The organism is Vibrio proteolyticus NBRC 13287, from assembly GCF_000467125.1.
Taxonomy (GTDB): domain Bacteria; phylum Pseudomonadota; class Gammaproteobacteria; order Enterobacterales; family Vibrionaceae; genus Vibrio; species Vibrio proteolyticus.
In genome coordinates, this window is the sequence record NZ_BATJ01000004.1 from 264,908 (window position 1) to 283,822 (window position 18,915).

The window sequence follows — 18,915 nt, forward strand, 5'->3', positions numbered from 1 at the left end:
TATGAGTTCCCCCATAGCCGATAAGTTCTGAATTTGATTACAGTTTTGACACAAATATAACCAATGTCCACCTGAGATAAGTAATTTAAGCGCAAAAACCTGCGACCAAATGTAAAATCGTTGGAAAAACGCCGATGCACCCCAATGTGGGAAATACCCACGCCGTGCATCGGCTGCCAATACACCCGAATAAAAGAGAACCCACGGATGAGCCAAGCTATCTGTCACTTGATTGCCCAGGAGCTGAATGTACGCCCTGAGCAGGTCAACGCCGCTGTCACTCTGATTGATGACGGTAACACCGTCCCCTTTATTGCCCGCTACCGCAAAGAAGTCACCGGCGGACTGGACGATACCCAACTGCGGACGCTGGACAGCCGCCTGTCCTATCTGCGTGAGCTGGACGAACGTCGTCAAACCATCCTCAAATCGATTGAGGAACAGGGAAAACTGACAGCGGAGCTGGAACAAGACATCCGTCAGGCCGACAGCAAAACGCGACTGGAAGACCTGTACCTGCCGTACAAACCGAAGCGCCGTACCAAAGGGCAAATCGCCATCGAAGCCGGCCTGGAGCCGCTGGCGGACACGCTGTGGCACACACCGCAGACTGACCCTGACAGTGAAGCGGCCAAGTATCTGGCGGATGACAAAGGCATCACAGACATCAAAGCCGCGCTGGATGGTGCACGTGCGATCATCATGGAGCGCATCGCTGAAGACGCCAACCTGTTGGAGAAGATCCGCGCCCATCTGACCCGACACGCCGAACTGGTGGCCCGGGTTGTCGCAGGCAAAGAGCGCGAAGGCGAAAAATTCAAAGACTATTTCGAACACAATGAACCGATCAGCAAAGTGCCGTCTCACCGCGCGCTGGCGATGTTACGTGGCCGCAACGAAGGCTTTCTGACCCTGGCACTGAATGCCGATCCGGCTCAGGAAGAAGGTGTGCGTCAGTCCTATTGTGAAACTTTGATTGCCGATCACTACGGCATCACGCTGAGCAATGCGGCGGCTGACGCATGGCGTAAGCAGGTCATCAGCTGGGCATGGCGCATCAAAGTGTCGATGCACATGGAAACAGAGTTGATGGGCGCCATGAAAGAGCGCGCGGAAATTGAGGCCATCGACGTGTTCGCCACCAACCTGAAAGATCTGCTGATGGCAGCACCCGCGGGTCCACGCGCGACGCTCGGCCTCGATCCGGGCCTGCGTACCGGCTCGAAAATCGCCGTGGTGGATGCCACCGGGAAAGTGCTGACCACCGAAACCATTTACCCACATCCTCCACAGAATCAGTACGACCGCGCCGCGCAGGTCGTGGACCAGTTGGTACGCAAATTTAATGTGGATCTGATTGCGATCGGCAACGGCACGGCGTCGCGCGAAACCGATGCCTTTGTGGCTGACGTGATCCAACGTGGCAACCTCAAAGTACAGAAAATCATGGTCAGTGAGGCTGGAGCATCGGTGTACTCGGCCTCCGAACTGGCGGCAAAAGAGTTCCCGGCCATGGACGTGTCACTGCGGGGCGCAGTGTCAATCGCCCGCCGCCTGCAGGATCCCCTGGCGGAACTGGTGAAAATCGATCCGAAATCCATCGGTGTCGGTCAGTACCAGCACGACGTCAGTCAGACATTGCTTGCCAAGCGCCTTGATGCGGTGGTGGAAGACTGTGTCAACGCCGTCGGAGTGGACGTCAATACGGCATCAGCGGCACTGTTGACCCGCGTCGCCGGCCTGTCGACCACGTTGGCTGACAACATCGTTGCCTACCGCGACGAAAACGGCCGCTTTGAGTCCCGCACCACGCTGAAAAAAGTTACACGTCTGGGGCCAAAAGCGTTTGAACAGTGTGCCGGTTTCCTGCGCATCATGGACGGAAAGAACCCGCTTGATGCCTCGTCAGTGCACCCGGAAGCCTACCCGGTGGTCAAAGCCATCGCTGAGCAAAACCACAAGCAGGTACAGAGCCTGATCGGCGACTCCGACTTCCTGCGCGGCCTGCATGCGGTCGATTACACCGACGACCACTTCGGTGTGCCGACCGTGACCGACATTATCCGTGAGCTAGACAAACCGGGGCGTGACCCGCGTCCGGAGTTTAAGACAGCAACGTTTGCCGACGGCGTCAATACCGTCGCCGATCTGGAGCCTGGCATGATTCTCGAAGGCGTGGTCTCCAACGTGGCCAATTTCGGCGCGTTTGTCGACATTGGCGTTCATCAGGACGGACTGGTGCACGTCTCCGCGCTGTCGGATCGATTCGTATCCGACCCACGAGACGTGGTCAAGGCCGGGGATATTGTCAAAGTCAAAGTGATGGAGGTGGACGTGCAGCGCAAACGCATCGGTTTGTCCATGCGCCTCAGTGATGAACCAGGACAGGATAACCGCAATCAGCGCTCCAGTGCTGCGCGCCCGCGCAGGCAGGAAAACAACCGCGAACAACGCCGCCGGGATGAGCCGCAAAACAACGCCATGGGCGGTGCATTTGCCGCCGCTTTCGCTAAAGCGAAAAAATAATCCCGGCCGAAAAAAATACCCACGCATGCGTGGGTATTTTCTTGTTCGCGATAAACATCGAAACACTGATGTCTACAGCACCGCTATAATCTCAGATGGCGTGTTAGGGGCCACAGCATGGCCATAGTGGTATTTAATAACCACACGCCTGCGTGCCATCTGTCCTTCGGTTATCGCCGCATCGATGATGGTTTTGGGCAGGCGAAAACGCATCGCATACCCTTTGCCCTGATACTGACTGTAAGTTTCCAGCGCCAACAGGCTAAACAGCCGTTCTAGCGCGCTGCGCGGCGGGTCACGTTCGTCCGCGTCCACCTCTTGCTCCGGTTCCAGTTCGTAGCCAGGATGCTCCGACGGATCCCAGGAAGTGCTTCTGCGACGTTTCTCGTCCGCGTTGATCTTACGTTCCGCATTTGACTTCGCCGGCGCCATGGTCGGCACCACAGGTTCGCGAACTTTATTGTCACGAGCTGCCTGCTCTGTCTGGACATTCACCGATGGGGCGATAAGTGGCACACTCACGTTCGTCGGTGACACGATCATAGCCGAAACCTCCTCAGTATCGCCCACCCGAAATGCATGCTAAGGCATATCTCCCGGGTTAGACTTGGTATCGGCCGGATTGCTCAAATATTTAACAATTATTTGTGACTGAATTGGACAATTTGCTGACAGAAGCTGTCCAGTTCGGTCATAAACGGCGCATGCGACGACTGAGTAAAGACAAAACAGTCGCTGTCGGGCACCAGATTGTCCAGATCACTGGCGACCTTAACCGGGACCAACCCATCCAGACGGCCATACAACCTCAGCATCGGGGCACTGATGTGCGGCAGATGCTGGCGTAAATCGACGTCCGCCAGCATCGTCAGGCCGGCCAGCAAGGAGTCCGGATTCGGGGCCGGGCGGGACAACACCGCCTCTTTCAACTGGCGAACGTCCTGCCGGGCCGACGGACTGCCCATCGCCTGCAACGCCATGAAACGTTCGATGGTGGTTTGAAAATCCTCCATCAACTGATCGGTAAACGCAGTCAGTACCGAGGGCTGAATACCGCGCCATGGTCGCTCTGCGGCAAATTTTGGCGAACTGGCGACCGTCACCAGCTTGCGCACCCGCTGAGGATGATGCAGCGCCATGTGCGTCGCCACCAGCCCGCCCAGCGACCAGCCGACCCAAATGGCGCGTTCTGGTGCCCGCTCAAGCAGCAAGGTGGTCATCTCATCTAACGTGGCCGCATGCAAATGGGCACTGTGACCGTAACCCGGCAAATCAACCACATGCACCCGAAAGTGATGACTGAGCACCTCCACGGTCTGATGCCACACGGCCCCGTTCATTCCCCAGCCGTGCACCAGCACCAAATCGTCGCCCTGTCCCTGACTCTGCCAAAACAATTCTGCAGCCATGCTCGCACCCTCTCCGACTAAAACCATGCATTGTGTTCGGTGGTCAGTGCATCATGGTCTGCACTGACCGCTTTCTGGCAAACGCTTATGTTATCCCACTGGTGGCAAAACGCCATGCTCTGTTTGGGCGGCGCGCAATGCGACTTGTGCCGTCTGTCCGCCGATAATCGGCTGTGGTGTCGTCACTGTCAGCGGTATTTTGCTCCCCGTCCGCGCTGCCAGCGCTGCGGCCTGCCGACCCCGATACCCGTCGAGCAATGCGGTCAGTGTCTTGCCAGCCCGCCTTTGTGGAACCGACTCTACTGCATCGGCGATTATCAGCCCCCCTTGTCGGAATACGTGCACCGCTTTAAATACCGCCGTCAGTTCTGGCTAAGCCCGCCACTGGCGCAGTTGCTCACGCCTCAGATCGAGACCCCGGCACCGCTCCTGACCTCGGTGCCACTGCACTGGCGCCGCCACGCATGGCGCGGATTTAATCAGAGTGAATTGCTCGCCGTTCAACTGATCCGGCAATGGCCACACAGTCGTTATCAGCCGCTGTTTCAGCGCTGTCGGGCCACCGTACAGCAACAGGGACTGAGCAAAGCCGAACGCAGCCGCAACCTCCGCCGGGCGTTTGTTTTGTCGCGTGCGCCGAGCGTACGTCACATAGCTCTGGTGGACGATGTGGTAACCACCGGCAGTACCGTGCAGCAATTGTGCAAATTACTGCTTGATGCCGGCGCAGAAACTGTTGATATTTACTGCCTGTGCCGCACTCCTGAGCCCGGTGACTAGTTCAGACAACGCTAATTTATGCGCAAAGGGCTAGATCTCAGAATTCACAGGAGTAGAATGGTGGTTAAATAGCCTACAAATTTACTCAGGTATTCGTCGTGTCAAATACTATTACTATTACAAAATCTGCCCAGTCCCATTTTGCCAACCTGCTGAGCCAGCAACCGGACGGCACTAACATTCGCGTGTTTGTGGTCAACCCGGGCACTCAGAATGCAGAATGTGGTGTGTCTTACTGCCCGCCAGAAGCGGTGGAAGCGACCGATACAGAGCTGGCGTTCAGCGGCTTCTCGGCTTACGTCGACGAGCTCAGCCTGCCATTTCTGGAAGATGCCGAAATCGATTTTGTCACCGACAAAATGGGTTCTCAGCTGACCCTTAAGGCGCCGAACGCCAAGATGCGTAAAGTGTCTGATGACGCGCCGCTGACAGAACGTGTTGAGTACGCCATCCAGACACAGGTGAACCCACAACTGGCCAGCCACGGCGGTCACGTGAATCTGATTGAAATCACCGAAGACGGTGTCGCGATCGTTTCGTTCGGCGGCGGTTGTAACGGCTGCTCTATGGTGGACGTCACACTCAAAGAAGGCATCGAGAAAGAGCTGCTGCAACAGTTCGAAGGCGAACTGACCGCAGTGCGCGATGCGACCGAACATGATCGCGGTGAGCATTCTTACTACTGATCGCACGCGATTGTGAGCAAAAGGTTGGCCGTCATACGCCAACCTTTTCTTTATCTGAGAGAAACTCGTCTTTGGTCACAATCTGCTCTTTTCAAGCACACGGCTTTTCTCATATATTAAGAACACTTTTCCCTGCAAAGGAGCGAGCGTAATGACAGGAAAGAAAACGCCGGACATTCTGGCGAAACAAGCCGTCGCTCAGTCCCGCTTATTTACCATAGAATCCCTTGACCTGCGCTTTAGTAATGGAGTGGAACGCACCTATGAACGCATGAAGCCCAGCGGCCGAAATGCCGTCATGATGGTTCCACTGACCGAACAGGGCGATTTGCTGCTGGTGCGCGAATACGCCGCCGGCACTGAGCGGTACGAACTGGGGTTTCCCAAAGGTCTGATTGATCCGGGCGAAACCCCACAGCAAGCGGCTGACCGTGAGCTCAAAGAGGAGATCGGATTCGGTTGCCGCAGCCTGATGCCCCTCAAAGAGGTGGTCCTGGCGCCGTCGTACTTTTCCAGTCGCATGACGCTGTTTGTTGCACGCGAGCTCTATCCTGAGCGTCTGGAAGGGGACGAGCCCGAACCGCTGGAAATTGTGCGCTGGCCTCTGGCGCAGGCCGAAGAGTTGCTTACCCACCTCGATTTTTGTGAAGCACGCAGCATCACTGCGCTACTACTTGCCCTGCGTCATCTAAAATAATAACAGCAGGGTTATAGGAACCGATATGCCGATAACGAAAGACTTGTCCCATCTGCTGCCCAGCGTGATCGAAATCGCCCGTTCTGCGGGTCAGCTGATCTTGGATATTTATCAGAAAAAACAGTATGAAGCGTACACCAAAAGCGATGAAACGCCGGTCACCAGTGCTGACATTGCGGCGCATAAGCTGATCACTGAACGTCTCAGCGAACTGACGCCGGACATTCCGGTGCTGTCTGAAGAAGCGGCCAACATCAGTCTGGCCCAGAGGGCAGACTGGGATCGCTACTGGCTGGTCGACCCGCTCGACGGCACTCAAGAATTCATCGCCCGCAGTGGCGACTTTGCCACCATCATTGCACTGGTCGAAAACCACCGTCCGGTGATGGGTGTGGTGTACGGCCCGGTCTCTGGTGTTACGTACTACGCCTATCACGGCAAAGGCGCCTGGAAGATCCCGGACATGAGCGAAAGCGTGCGCATCACGACCCACAAACACGAAAGCCTGAACCAGTCGATCGCCATTGCCATCAGCCGCCGCCAGGACATCAATCGCATCACCAGCCGCATGAGCAGCCGCTGGAACTACGATCTGGTCCCGCTCGGCTCGGCTGCCCTCAAAGCGTGTCTGGTCGCGGAAGGAGCCGTGGACTGCTATTTGCGCCTTGGCCCGACGGGCGAATGGGACACCGCTGCCACCCAGTGCATCGTCGAAGAAGCCGGAGGGCGCATTCTCAGCACGGTTCTCGAACCATTGTCTTACAACGAACGCGAAACACTGGAAAACCCCAACTTTATTGTGTTGGGCGATGAGCAGTTGCCGTGGGATGACATCCTCAAAGTGAAAGACTGAACGTAAAAAGGGCGACCTGAGTCGCCCTTTTTTATTGTCTTTTTGCTGCTCGCTCGGCAGGTTATAGTCGGCCACCCTGACTGAACTGATAGCGTCCCTGAGCATCCGGCTTCGGCAGGTTGCGTAACTGACTTTGCAGTGAACCCGGAAACTCTGCGCCGGGTTTAAACCACGCCTGACTGGTGTAACTTTGATTGGCTTGCAGCTCGGCAGAAAACTCGCTGCTGACCTGAGCGCTGCTCTGCTGACCGGCCACGCTAAGCGAACTGTTTTCACAGCGGATCGTTGCCACCACCGGCCCCAGATCGAGATCACCAAGCGGTGTCTGAGCCCCCGCCTGTCCCCAGGCCAGTTCACCCTCACCGCGGGCACAATACGGCGCTTGGTATCGCCAGTCATCAATCGTCAAGACCAGCTGACCAGACACACCAATTGGCAACGGCACTTGTGCATAGCGCAATGCATTCTCAGCCGCCATCGAGGTCACCAGGTCACGTGCGTACGCACCACCAAAGCCATACCCCAGCACGCCTTTACCGTTGATCCCCAAATCACTGCCACGGCCAAAACGCACCGTCGCTTCCAAGCGAGCCATCAGCAGTTTCCAGCCGCTCAGCGACCAGCGGACTTCACCGAGTGATTGACGCTGCCAACTGACGGACTGCGCTTTACCCTGCCACACCGTGCCAGATATGCCTTCGATCTGCAGTGGCGCGGGCAGCGTCACTTGTCTGAGTACAAATGCGGCCGGCACATGGGCCACAAGACTGATCACGCTGACCAGAACAAACCCACCGGTCAGTAACCAGATTTTTTTCGTCATCCTATCCTCGCTTAAACTGCAAGCGTTTAATCTCTACCACACCAGCCTTGTCGGCGCGTTCAATATCGAGAAACTCAACTTCGACCCCAAAGTCGCTTTTGAGGTGAGACACCCAGTTCAGGAACTGGTCAAACGCCACAGGCTGAATCCACACCTGGAGCATCTCACTGCGCGGCTGCACCCGGATCAGCTCAATGTTATAGCGTCCGGCTGTGGAAGAGACAATCTGGTTGAGCGGCTGAGTGGAACTGGTAACCCCGCCACTAGCACGCAGCGTGGTGATCTGGTTGGCTTTTTCCCTAGTCCAGCTCAGCAACTGTTTTTCAGTCGAAATGCGGGCTTCTGCTTCCGCCGCACGCTGATGCAACGGCGACAAGATCCCCCAGTACAGCACAGCCAGCACCAGCAAAGCTCCGCCGATCATGACCAGACGCTGCTCGCGCGGCGTAATGCTTTGCCACCAGGCTTGTGCGGTGGCCAATAATTGTTTCATCTGTCACCTCACTTACGTTTGAGTACGAACGAGCCATTGACCACTTCACCAGATCGGGTCAGTTGCCCCTGCTCAACGCTGAAGTGCTTGGCCAGTTCGACACGCGCTTTTTCAAAACTCTGGAAATCTTTGCTCTGAGCCTGCAGGCGCACTTCGCCGCGGTTGCCATCGTAGCGAATGCTCTGCAACTGCATGTCACTGCTGTTGCGGAAGGTGTCCGTCATCTTGGTCATCACCACCAGAATCGAGTCTTCTGCATTACCGCCCGACAAACGGTTGGCCTCTTGCTCCATCAGGCGTTTGAGGTAACCCACGGTCGGAATCTTGCTCCTGCCCGGTAACGCTGCTCGGAAGATACGTTCGCTTTCAGCGCGGTACTGCTGCGCCTGCGCTTCATACTGCTGGATCTGCAAGACCGCGTACACCGACGACGTCACCAGCAGTAATCCTGCTGCGACAGCCGCCGGACGCCACAGACGCCAGTGTTTGAGCAGTGATGACTTGGGTTTAAATTCCCCACTGAGCAGATTCACTTTGCTGCTGATCGCATGTTCCGTCAGCAGTTGCATGATCAGCGCGGGCTGTTCACAACGCCAATCCGCACCCTCACTCAGATTCAGCTCCGGTAACGCGCTGTAGGATCGCAGTGCTAACGGCGCTTCGCCGTCATCATCACTCACCCATTCCGACGCGGCCAGAATAGGCAGCCACTCGGATTCAATACTCAACGCGCGGTAAGGGCCTTTGCGTAACAGCCACAGCTCACCCAGCTGCGCGGCGCTGATGCCTTCAGGGTACTCTGGCAATGCCAGCACATCCGGCAACACTTTTTTCACGTCAATCTGATGCTCACGCAGCTCATCAAGCAGGGTACGCAGCCAGTTACGATCCAGGCCACACACATACGCGTGTGAGCCTTGACGGGCCAGCTGGGTAAAGTGCAGTTCATCCGCATCCTGAGCCAGATCGTCTTCGAGTAAATAAGGCAGCATGGTGTCCAGTTGGCGCGATGCACCGGCTGGGATCTCGACGTCTGTCAGCACAACATCGCGCGCCGACACCAACACGATCACTGTGCGCTGCGCGGCGTAACCGGTCAGGTCAGATAACTGCGTCCAGTCGGCCAGCTCACCGCTGGCGATGACTTCATTTTGATTGGTTGACCACACCAACCAAGGGATTGGTGTGTCTTTTTGACTACTCAGTCGAACGGTCAGAAACTCGCTCACTGATCCCTCCAAAGCGACGGCGTATTACCGTTGCAGTTTCTCTGTTTTCACTATACAGCAGGCTGCGTATTCTGACCCGGGACTCCTCGACCAACACTTCGGCGTCAAGCTCAAAGTAGGCACTGTCCACCGCCAGATACTGCCTGGCCTGCTTACGTACATTCTCATCCACGGATGCAATCGCGGGTTCAGCGAGAAAATCCTCAACACTGGCCCAGCCATCGTAAGGGCGTCTCTCCAGAATGGCTTTCGCATCTGAATCACTCAGATACGGGCTGAACATCGCCATCAACAGCTTACTCTGTTCCGGTTCTAAGGTGTTGATGTTTAAGCGCCAGTCGTCGGCCGGCAACGCACAAACATATGGAGCCAGTTTGGTCATGGCCTCGCCACTCATCTGGTTGACGGCGCGCAATTCGCTCTCATCCGCCAGTAAAGTATTGGCGGCCATGTACGGCGGCGCCAGTCCTTCATAGAAAGCGTCTTCCACACCACTTTGGCTGTTGATGCCATCATTCTTATCGACAAACTCCCACGTCGAGTCCGCCATAACTTCCGCCTGATAGTCATCCACCTCCAGTTCGGTGAGCAGATTTTTCAGTACCGACACCAGATACGGACGCCCTGTATCGGCTGGATTGAACTCCACCGATGCCAGAGCGTTGACATTAAAACACGCCTGCCGATCAAGGATGCGTCCTTTCAGCCGGCCATAATCGAGCGGGTAGGTTTGCTCTTCGAGTGCCCATGGCTGCGACAGGTTGATGGTGTCACTGTCTTGGTAACTCTGTTCAATCCCCGCTTTGGCCAGCGACTCAGCACCGATGGCATACCAGTAAGCCTGTTGATAATTCAGCTGATTGCCCGCGCGCTTAAACTGAGTAAACAGGCGTCCGGACATCGTCGCCGCGATCGACACCATGATCGCCAGCAGCATCAGAATCACAATCAGAGCGACGCCGCGTTGGCGCTGAGCAGGTCTAGCTCGTGCCATCGCTGCCCCCTTCCGGTTTAGTGCCACCACTGCGCTGGATTTTGCCACTCGCAATCAGGTACACCCGTTCAATTTTGCCGTAATCCTTCAGCTCAAGAACCACTTTGATCCCGGCAGGCAGCGAATCGGTCTGCTCCCAGGATTCGCCCCATTTGTTGCCATCATAAAAGCTCAGGGTGAACGATTCGACGTCCGTCAGTATCGGGCGCGACAGTCCTTCCTGACCGGCCGGCGTATCAGGGTAACGCCACCACACCCGCTCAAGCGTCTGCTCTTTGATACGGTAGCCAACTTTGGTCACCTCACCACGCGGAAACTGTTGCTGAGGGTTAATCCAGCCCAGACGGGTAAACATCACCCCTTTGCTGTCCGAGTCCAGCAGGTAATCGCGCCAGTCAATCAGGCGCTCACCCGCTTCACTGCCGTCAGTGCGAAACAACCGGGTCGCCATTTGACGAAAATCGGCATCCATCACCACCAGGGCGCGCTGAATGTCGCTCAGACGGCCACTGCGCTGCAGGGAAATCTCGTTGCTGCGCTGTACCTGGCTGACCACCTGATAAGCCGCCACACTCAGGCTGGCAAAGATGGCAATCGCAACCAGCACTTCAATCAGAGTAAAACCGCGCTGGCGGCGGCCACGCAACGGATTAGTTTTCGACATAGCTGCGTACCGTCACCAAAGGCGCCCCCTGCTTTTCGGTCGCCACACTGATATCAAAAGCTTTCAGCAAAGTATCGGCGGTTTTCACCGGTGCTACCTTATAAAACCACTTACGACCAGCTAATTCTTCTTCGCCGCTGCGCTCACGCAGCGATTTTGGATCCAGCATCACCAGCGCCACCTGATTGTCGACCACCATCGCGGCGAAGGTTTTTTCTTCCAGATAGCTGATGGTGTTGATGTGTTGTGTCACGGCGCGAATCACCGCTATTGCGGCGGTGGCGAAAATGGCCAGTGCGACCAACACTTCCAGCAAAGTCATGCCCCGGTTACTTCTCATCTTGCTCTCCCGGAGCCAACAGGCGGATTTCTCCGTTTTCCTGAATATCCACACTCCAGCCATCGCTGGCCGCGTCGCGATCACCCGGATAGAAGGTGACCCGCACTGGCGTCAGCTCTCCGCTGGACAGAATGAAAATCTGCGGCGGACGCGGCTTGTCTTTCTCTTCGACGTCCGCAAACATGTCCTCATCGAACAGCGATCCCGGTTTGAATAACCGGTCATCATCACGCCAGCTGTCGGCGCCGAGAGTCATTTGCAATGCCACGCCTTCCGGCAGCTGGGTATCGGCTTTGATGCCATCCATTTTGAGCGCTTGCCAGCCTTCGTCGTTGAGGCTCATTAACTGATAGCGCGAGCGCTTTTCATCAATTCTCAGACCAAAATCCTTTCCGGACAGCATCGCTTCTTCATTAAGAAGCTGTACCCGCTGGAAAAGACTCTGTGCGTCGTCCTTGGCCGCTTCATCACGGCTGGGTGGTAATGTGGCGATCACTGCCACGGCACTGACGGCCATCAGCACCAGCACCAGCAACACTTCCAATAAGGTAAAACCACGTGAACGAGACATAGAGATCAATCGGGCGGCACAGGCCGCCCGCTCAGTTATTTACTGATAGTCCTGCAGATTCCAGTTACCGATGTCGGCATTAATACCTTCACCGCCTTCCTGACCATCTGCCCCCAGCGTAAACACATCAATGGTGCCTTTTTCACCCGGGCTGAGGTACTGGTAGTCGTTCCCCCAAGGGTCGGTCGGCAGACGCTTGATGTAGCCGCCATCGCGGTAGTTGCGCGGCTCTGGGTTACTCGGCTTGCTCACCAATGCTTGCAGGCCCTGATCGGTGCTTGGGTACACACTGTTGTCCAGTTTGTACATATCCAGCGCATTTTCCAGCGCCACGATATCGGTGATCGCTTTTTGCTGATCCGCTTTCTCTTTGTTGCCCAGCAAGTTCGGAACAACAAAGCTCGCCAGCAAGCCCAAAATCACAACCACAACCATGACTTCTAACAGGGTAAAACCAGACTGTCTTTTCAGTTTTCTTTTCATAATTACTCCACAACAAAAACGACACCCCGGCCCGGTGTAAGTCATCAACGGGCCAGGCTGCATCCTATTTACTTAACAGGTTGTTCATTTCCAGAATCGGCATCAGCGTTGCCAGAACGATAAACAGCACCATGCCTGCCATCGCGGCAATCAGCGCAGGAGTAAACAGACCCAGCGCAATGTTCACCGTCGACTCAAAGTTGGCATCCTGGTTGTCCGCCGCGCGGGTCAGCATGCCTTCCAGTTCACCACTTTGCTCACCGCTGGCAATCATATGCAGCATCATCGGCGGGAACAGTTTGGTCTGCTCCAGTGCACGGCGCAAACTGGCCCCTTCGCGGACATTGTCGGTGGCCAACAAGACCTGTTGTTTGACATACTGATTCGACATGACGTCCACCGCAACCCGCATCCCTTCCAGGATCGGAATCGCACTGGAGGTACAGATAGACAGCGTGCGGGCGAAACGTGAGGTGTTCAGCCCGCGGGCAATTTTGCCGATCAGCGGCATATGAATCACTTTCCGGTCCCAACTGAGGCGGATATCCGGCTTACTCAGCAGCCAACGGCACAGATAAGTCAGAACAATGATCGCCACCAGGATTTCAATTCCCCAGTTCTGTATAAACGCACTGGCATCGAGCAGAAACTGCGTCGACTTGGGCAGATCCTGTCCCATCTGGACAAACTGGCCGACAATTTTCGGCACCACGGCCGCCAGCAGGAAGGCCACGATACCAATGGCAAACACCACCAGGACCACAGGGTAGATCATCGCCTGCTGCAGTTTAGAACGCATTTTTTGCCGGTTCTCAGCGTAATCAGCCAAGCGCTCGAGGACCGCGTCCAGATGGCCGGATTTTTCACCCGCCGCCACCATTGAGCGGAACAGTTCGTCAAAAATATGCGGGTACTCCGCCAGACTGTCCGCCAGCGTGTAACCTTCCGTAACTTTAGAGCGAACCGACAGCAGCATGTTGCGAATGCGTGGTTTCTCTGACTGTTCAGAGACGGCTTTGAGGCACTGCTCCAGCGGCATGCCGGATTGGACCAAGGTTGAAAGCTGACGGGTGATCAGCGCCAGATCCGGCGTACTGATGCCGCGTTTGAACGTCATCGCTCCGCCGCCTTTGCTGGCGTTGCTTTTGCTGCGCGTTTCGTTCACTTCCACCGGGATCAGCCCCTGCTCTTTCAGTCGAACACGAACCTGACGAGCGTTGTCGCCTTCAATCACCCCTTTCTTGCTTTTGCCTTTTGCGTCCAGCGCTTTATATTCAAACGCCGCCATCAGCCTTCCCTCGTCACCCGCATCACTTCTTCAACCGAGGTGATGCCCGCACGCGCTTTACTCAGCCCGTCATCGCGGATGCTTGGCGTATGCTGACGGATGGCTTTTTCGACGGTTTGCTCACCGGCTTCGCTGTGGATCAGCTCTTGTACGTGCTCATTGATCACCAACAGCTCGTGAATGCCCGTCCGGCCGCGATAGCCTTTGAAGTTACACGCTTCACAGCCACACGGTTTGTACAACGTCAACGGCTGAGACTCAGACAGTTCAAACAGCGCTTTGGTCTGGGCGTCGGCTTCATACGCCTCTTTGCAGTCCGGACATAACGTCCGCACCAGACGCTGTGCCAGTACGCCGAGCAGCGACGAAGAGACCAGAAACGGCTCAATGCCCATGTCGCGCAGACGTGTGATGGCACCGATCGCAGTATTGGTGTGCAGGGTCGACATCACTAAGTGACCAGTCAGTGACGCCTGCACAGCAATTTGCGCCGTTTCCAGGTCACGAATCTCACCGACCATCACCACATCCGGATCCTGACGCAAAATCGCACGCAGTCCGCGGGCAAAGGTCATGTCGACTTTAGGGTTAACCTGAGTCTGCCCGATGCCGTCAATATCAAATTCAATCGGGTCTTCTACGGTGAGGATATTGCGTTCGTTACTGTTCAGCTCCTGCAAGCCGGCATACAGAGTGGTCGACTTACCCGAACCAGTCGGACCGGTGACCAGAATGATGCCGTGCGGACGCTGGATCAGATGACGGAAGGTATCGTGGTTACTGGCGGTCATACCCAGACTGTGCAAATCGAGGCGCGTGGCATTTTTGTCCAGCAGACGCATCACCACCCGCTCACCGTGCGAGGACGGCATGGTCGACACCCGCACATCCACCGCCCGGCCACCGATACGCAGTGAAATCCGGCCATCTTGCGGGACACGCTTCTCGGCGATGTCGAGCTTCGCCATGACTTTCACCCGCGACACCAGCAGCGGGGCCAGTTTGCGGCTCGGCGCCAACACGTCACGCAGTACACCATCGACCCGGAAACGGATCGACAGGCTTTTCTCAAACGTTTCAATGTGAATGTCCGACGCGCCCTCTTTGATCGCTTCGCCGAGCATGGCGTTGATCAGCTTGATGATCGGTGCATCGTCTTCCGACTCCAGCAAATCCTCGTCCTGTGGCAGCTCCTCAGCCAGAGAGAAGAAATCTTCACTGTCTGCACCAATGTCTTCCATCAACTGGCGGGCTTCCGATGAATCGCGCTGATACACCTGAGTCAACGTGGATTCAAACGCCTCGCGCTCCAGCTCTTCAAGCTGAAAATCGCATTGCGCCACCCGTTTCACTTCCACCAGTGCCTTCATCGACAGCGGCGCGACATAATACAGCGTGGTTTGCTCGTTCACTTGCGCCAACACCATTTTGAAGCGGTTGGCGAAACTGAACGGCAGGCGCTTATACACTGCCGTGGTGACCAGAACTTCACTCATTGTCCGTCTTCCATCTGATCCAGGAATGCTTGAATTTCAGGTGGATGCTGAGCGTCTTCACCAAACTTCGGCATCACCGGGATCTGCTTGTCTGGCATCAGTTTCAGGCCTTTGGTGGACTGATACAATTGCTCTGCCCGAATGAAGTTGTATTTGCGCTGGCTGATGCCGTCGGCGGTCATGCCATCGCGGATGATGGTCGGCTTAATAAACACCATCAAATTGCGTTTTTGTACGTCGGTACTGGTTGATTTGAACAGATACCCCAGCAGAGGAATGTCCCCCAGCAGCGGGACTTTAGACTCGCTCTCCACCGTACGTTCGTCCATCAGGCCACCCAGCACGATCATCTGACCATCGTTCACCATGACTGAGGTATTGATCTGACGTTTGGCAAATCGCACGTCGACCGCCCCATTGGCGCCCAGTACGTTAGACACTTCCTGTTCAATGTTCAGCTGTACCGAGTTGCCTTCGTTAATCTGTGGGACCACTTTCAGTTTGATACCGACTTCTTTACGGTCCACGGTCTGGAACGGGTTGTCGTTGTTTGACCCCGCGGTGGAACCGGTAATGACCGGTACTTCTTCACCCACGATGAACGAGGCTTCACCGTTGTCCTGCACCATGATGCTTGGTGAAGAGAGAATATTGGAATTGGTGTCGGTCGAGACTGCGGTGATCAGTGCCGTCCAGTCACCCATCATGATGCTTACCGCCGCCCCATTGACCCCAGCCAGCGCACTAGCCAGCGTTGAGTAGTCGCCTTTGGTGGTGGTCTCTTCATAGTATTTGATGGCACCGGTGTCGCTGTCTCGGATCGGTTTTTTCTCGACCGTGTCTTTGGCTTCTTCCAGACCCACCATTACCTGGCCGATCTGTGCACCCGAGTTACCATACTGAATGGCGGCGCCACTTTCCAGTGAGCCCCATTGCACCCCGAGATTGACACCGTCGCCTTCCGACATCTCAACGATCAGCGCTTCAATCAGCACCTGAGCTCGGCGGATATCCAGCTGAGCGATGACATTTTGCAGCGCTTGCATGATATCCGGCGGCGCGGTCAGCACCAGCGCATTGGTGCCCGGATGCGCCGCAATCATGACGTCGTTTTTCGACGCCGCTGGCGCTTTCTGGTTACCCTGTTTTTCTGCCTGCAGGTTGTCTGAGACCCCTTTCAGCACATCCACCAATTCTTCCGCTTTGGCGTATTTGAGGTACACGACCTTGTTGTTGCCTTTGGTTGCCATCTCGACGTCCAACTGGCGAATCAGTTTTTTCAGTCGTGAGCGGACTTTCGGGTCACCGGAGATCAGCACGGCGTTGGTACGATCGTCGGCCACCAGTTTAGGTTGCAGAAATTCGGGAGTGTTCTTAGCATCAGTGGTTTTATTCAGAGCTTCCACAACTCGCACCATTTCCGGCGCCGACGCGTTACTCAGTTCCACCACTTCGATGTCTTTGTCACCTGCCTGGTCGACACGCTTGATGATTTCGGCCAGACGGTTCACCACCGCCGCGCGACCTGTGATCAGAATGATGTTGGCTGGATCGTAGTGCACTACGTTACCCGCACCGGCATTGTCGTTCAGCTGACGTAGCAGTGGCGACAATTCACGCACGGAAACGTTACGCACGGCCACCACTCGGGTCACCACGGTATCACCGTGTTCGCTGCCGTTGCTGACCACCGGAATGGCCGACGTTTTGGCGTCTTTGGATTTGATGACTTTCAGGATGCCATTGTCCATTTCAACCACGGCGTAGCCGTACACTTCGAGGACGTTGAGAAAGAAAGCGTAATACTGATCTTCGTTGAGCGTATCGTAACTGCGGACATCCACTTTCCCCCGCACCGACGGGTCGACGATGATGGTTTTGTTGAGGTTACGCCCGACAATGTTAATGAACTCCTGAACGTCGGTGCCTTTAAAACTGGCACTGTACTCATTTGCCATTGCCGGCGGCACCGCCGCCAGCAGGCTTCCGGCCAGCAGCCATGCGCTCTTTTTCAGCCAATGCTTCACTTTTTACTCCTCGACTCACGCCACTCCGGCATCAGTATTAAAACTCAATATAGATATCGTGTTGTTGACCATCGCGCTCGACAGTAAGGCTCAGTTCGGTCAACTCAGAGATGTTTTGAAATATTTTGCCCATTGAATCTTTATCGGTCAGGTCTTCACCATTGAGCCGGATCGCAATGTCACCATTTTGCAAGCCCACGGAATTGAACAGTTCCGGATCTTGGCCGGGGCTCACCCGATAACCGATCACCTGATCGTCTTTTTTCACCTGAGACAAGCGAACGTAATCAAATATTTTTTGTGGATTCTCGGTGATTTCGTTGCGGATCATCTCAATTTTGTCTTCGGCACTGGCCGGGTTGTTGCCTTGCACATTTGACACGATGGCCCGTCTCGGTTCACTCACTTCCAGCTTTTTATAATCGATCCCTTCCAGCATCAGGGTTTCATCCCGGCCGGCATTATCAATAATGACACGATCATTAAGCACTGCTTTCAGCTTAGCTCGTGTTCCTTCAATCCGTTCGCTGATTCCGTACGTCGCCTGCTGGCCCCGGTTGGCGATCACCGCCAGACCGAGGTTACGTTCGCTGCTGGCCACCACGCCGACCAGGATCAGATTGAGCTGCGTTTTCGGCGCATCCTGCACAACCGGTTTGGGTTTGGTGTCCGTGTTGGCCTGATACTGGCCAAACAGATGACTTTGATGGACATTGGAAAGATCCAGTTCCTTGGAATAAGACGGGGTGTTGCCGGAAGCCGATGGTTTCCAGGTCACCACAGAGGAGGAATCGGCAGGCAACATCCAGACGATCTTACCCACCAGCCAGGCCGACCAGATCAGCATGATCACGGCCAAACCAGCACTGGCATAGCGCTGAAGCTCTTTGTTATTCTTCCCTATATTGTGCAGCCAGACATGCATCTTGCTCAATTCAATCTGCTTCACCAAACTCCCTCGCGCAGAGTCAACGACGTTATAATTTTAGCGTATCTTTATGTTTCTACGCATTTATATGAACCTAACACTATAACACAGCGTTAAAAATACAATCTAAGAATAATCCTGATTTCAAGTCAGGAAACTTGAAAAACTTAGATGTCGACACCATTGTTACCAAAATTAATTGACTATGTACCGATTAGCTTAGAGAGGTTTTGTCTGTATGAGTTCCAATTCTGAGGGCATCAGGCTCGATAAATGGTTGTGGGCGGCCCGATTTTATAAAACACGTTCACTGGCACGCAACATGATTGACGGCGGCAAAGTGCACTACAACGGACAACGCAGCAAACCCAGCAAACTGGTCGAAGTCGGCGCCGAAATCACGCTGCGCCAGGGGCATGAAGAGAAAACCATCCTGATCGAGAAAATATCCGGCCAAAGGCGTGGTGCTCCGGAAGCACAAACTTTATACTCCGAGACCGCCGCAAGTATCGCCAAGCGTGAAGACAACGCTCTGCGACGCAAGCTGCATGCGCACAACCCCAGCCCGGAAAAACGTCCGGATAAGAAGCAGCGTCGCGACATCATTAAATTCAAACATCAATAAGAG

The 18,915-nt window shown here is 55.3% G+C and carries 20 protein-coding genes; 6 read left to right on the forward strand and 14 right to left on the reverse strand.

Annotated elements, in window-relative coordinates:
• Window positions 1–207 precede the first annotated feature (207 nt).
• On the forward strand, window positions 208–2,526 hold the full coding sequence (locus VPR01S_RS07230; RefSeq protein WP_021704650.1) for a Tex family protein: 2,319 nt from the start codon (window positions 208–210) through the stop codon (window positions 2,524–2,526).
• A 72-nt stretch (window positions 2,527–2,598) separates the two neighbouring features.
• Here the strand turns inward: VPR01S_RS07230 and VPR01S_RS07235 are convergent, their stop codons facing one another.
• Window positions 2,599–3,069, reverse strand: coding sequence for a hypothetical protein (locus VPR01S_RS07235; protein ID WP_021704651.1), 471 nt, complete (start codon window positions 3,067–3,069; stop codon window positions 2,599–2,601).
• A 98-nt stretch (window positions 3,070–3,167) separates the two neighbouring features.
• Complete coding sequence (gene bioH, locus VPR01S_RS07240) at window positions 3,168–3,935, reverse strand: pimeloyl-ACP methyl ester esterase BioH (protein WP_021704652.1); 768 nt, start codon at window positions 3,933–3,935, stop codon at window positions 3,168–3,170.
• An 87-nt stretch (window positions 3,936–4,022) separates the two neighbouring features.
• Between bioH and VPR01S_RS07245 the strand changes: the two genes are divergently transcribed.
• From VPR01S_RS07245 to cysQ, 4 genes are all read left to right on the forward strand, one after another.
• The gene (locus VPR01S_RS07245; RefSeq protein ID WP_021704653.1) at window positions 4,023–4,715 is read left to right on the forward strand and encodes a phosphoribosyltransferase family protein; all 693 of its coding nucleotides are present in this window, start codon (window positions 4,023–4,025) and stop codon (window positions 4,713–4,715) included.
• Window positions 4,716–4,813: 98 nt separating this feature from the next.
• The gene (gene nfuA, locus VPR01S_RS07250; RefSeq protein ID WP_021704654.1) at window positions 4,814–5,401 is read left to right on the forward strand and encodes a Fe-S biogenesis protein NfuA; all 588 of its coding nucleotides are present in this window, start codon (window positions 4,814–4,816) and stop codon (window positions 5,399–5,401) included.
• Between the two features lie 151 nt (window positions 5,402–5,552).
• Complete coding sequence (gene nudE, locus VPR01S_RS07255) at window positions 5,553–6,098, forward strand: ADP compounds hydrolase NudE (protein ID WP_021704655.1); 546 nt, start codon at window positions 5,553–5,555, stop codon at window positions 6,096–6,098.
• Window positions 6,099–6,123: 25 nt separating this feature from the next.
• Entirely contained in the window at window positions 6,124–6,951 is an 828-nt protein-coding gene (gene cysQ, locus VPR01S_RS07260) for a 3'(2'),5'-bisphosphate nucleotidase CysQ (protein WP_021704656.1), read from the forward strand.
• Window positions 6,952–7,012: 61 nt separating this feature from the next.
• Here cysQ and VPR01S_RS07265 read toward each other — a convergent pair whose 3' ends face one another.
• The 12 genes from VPR01S_RS07265 to gspC all read right to left on the reverse strand — a co-directional run bounded on the left by VPR01S_RS07265 (window position 7,013) and on the right by gspC (window position 18,284).
• The gene (locus tag VPR01S_RS07265) at window positions 7,013–7,774 is read right to left on the reverse strand and encodes a type II secretion system protein N (protein ID WP_021704657.1); all 762 of its coding nucleotides are present in this window, start codon (window positions 7,772–7,774) and stop codon (window positions 7,013–7,015) included.
• Between the two features lies 1 nt (window position 7,775).
• A complete protein-coding gene (locus tag VPR01S_RS07270) occupies window positions 7,776–8,267 on the reverse strand; it encodes a type II secretion system protein M (RefSeq protein ID WP_021704658.1) in 492 nt (163 codons plus the stop codon).
• An 8-nt stretch (window positions 8,268–8,275) separates the two neighbouring features.
• On the reverse strand, window positions 8,276–9,496 hold the full coding sequence (gspL, locus tag VPR01S_RS07275; RefSeq protein ID WP_021704659.1) for a type II secretion system protein GspL: 1,221 nt from the start codon (window positions 9,494–9,496) through the stop codon (window positions 8,276–8,278).
• Window positions 9,465–10,490, reverse strand: a complete 1,026-nt coding sequence (gspK, locus tag VPR01S_RS07280) for a type II secretion system minor pseudopilin GspK (protein ID WP_021704660.1) — start codon at window positions 10,488–10,490, stop codon at window positions 9,465–9,467. The genes gspL and gspK overlap by 32 nt, the downstream gene beginning before the upstream one ends.
• A complete protein-coding gene (gene gspJ / locus VPR01S_RS07285) occupies window positions 10,477–11,154 on the reverse strand; it encodes a type II secretion system minor pseudopilin GspJ (protein ID WP_021704661.1) in 678 nt (225 codons plus the stop codon). Before gspJ ends, gspK begins: the two co-directional genes overlap by 14 nt.
• Window positions 11,141–11,494 carry a type II secretion system minor pseudopilin GspI gene (gspI, locus tag VPR01S_RS07290; RefSeq protein WP_021704662.1) on the reverse strand — a complete coding sequence of 118 codons (354 nt, stop codon included), beginning with the start codon at window positions 11,492–11,494 and terminating at the stop codon, window positions 11,141–11,143. Before gspI ends, gspJ begins: the two co-directional genes overlap by 14 nt.
• Window positions 11,484–12,065: a type II secretion system minor pseudopilin GspH gene (gene gspH / locus VPR01S_RS07295; RefSeq protein ID WP_021704663.1), complete on the reverse strand. Its 582-nt coding sequence runs from the start codon at window positions 12,063–12,065 to the stop codon at window positions 11,484–11,486. Before gspH ends, gspI begins: the two co-directional genes overlap by 11 nt.
• 39 nt (window positions 12,066–12,104) lie before the next feature.
• The gene (gspG, locus tag VPR01S_RS07300; RefSeq protein ID WP_040902347.1) at window positions 12,105–12,548 is read right to left on the reverse strand and encodes a type II secretion system major pseudopilin GspG; all 444 of its coding nucleotides are present in this window, start codon (window positions 12,546–12,548) and stop codon (window positions 12,105–12,107) included.
• 64 nt (window positions 12,549–12,612) lie between these two features.
• Entirely contained in the window at window positions 12,613–13,836 is a 1,224-nt protein-coding gene (gspF, locus tag VPR01S_RS07305; RefSeq protein ID WP_021704665.1) for a type II secretion system inner membrane protein GspF, read from the reverse strand.
• On the reverse strand, window positions 13,836–15,332 hold the full coding sequence (gene gspE, locus VPR01S_RS07310; protein WP_021704666.1) for a type II secretion system ATPase GspE: 1,497 nt from the start codon (window positions 15,330–15,332) through the stop codon (window positions 13,836–13,838). The genes gspF and gspE overlap by 1 nt, the downstream gene beginning before the upstream one ends.
• Complete coding sequence (gene gspD / locus VPR01S_RS07315; protein ID WP_021704667.1) at window positions 15,329–17,359, reverse strand: type II secretion system secretin GspD; 2,031 nt, start codon at window positions 17,357–17,359, stop codon at window positions 15,329–15,331. The genes gspE and gspD overlap by 4 nt, the downstream gene beginning before the upstream one ends.
• A 37-nt stretch (window positions 17,360–17,396) precedes the next feature.
• Window positions 17,397–18,284 carry a type II secretion system protein GspC gene (gene gspC, locus VPR01S_RS07320; protein ID WP_081693130.1) on the reverse strand — a complete coding sequence of 296 codons (888 nt, stop codon included), beginning with the start codon at window positions 18,282–18,284 and terminating at the stop codon, window positions 17,397–17,399.
• 241 nt (window positions 18,285–18,525) lie between these two features.
• Here gspC and hslR point away from each other — a divergent pair, with 241 nt between their 5' ends.
• Complete coding sequence (hslR, locus tag VPR01S_RS07325) at window positions 18,526–18,912, forward strand: ribosome-associated heat shock protein Hsp15 (protein WP_021704669.1); 387 nt, start codon at window positions 18,526–18,528, stop codon at window positions 18,910–18,912.
• The last annotated feature ends 3 nt before the right edge of the window (window positions 18,913–18,915 follow it).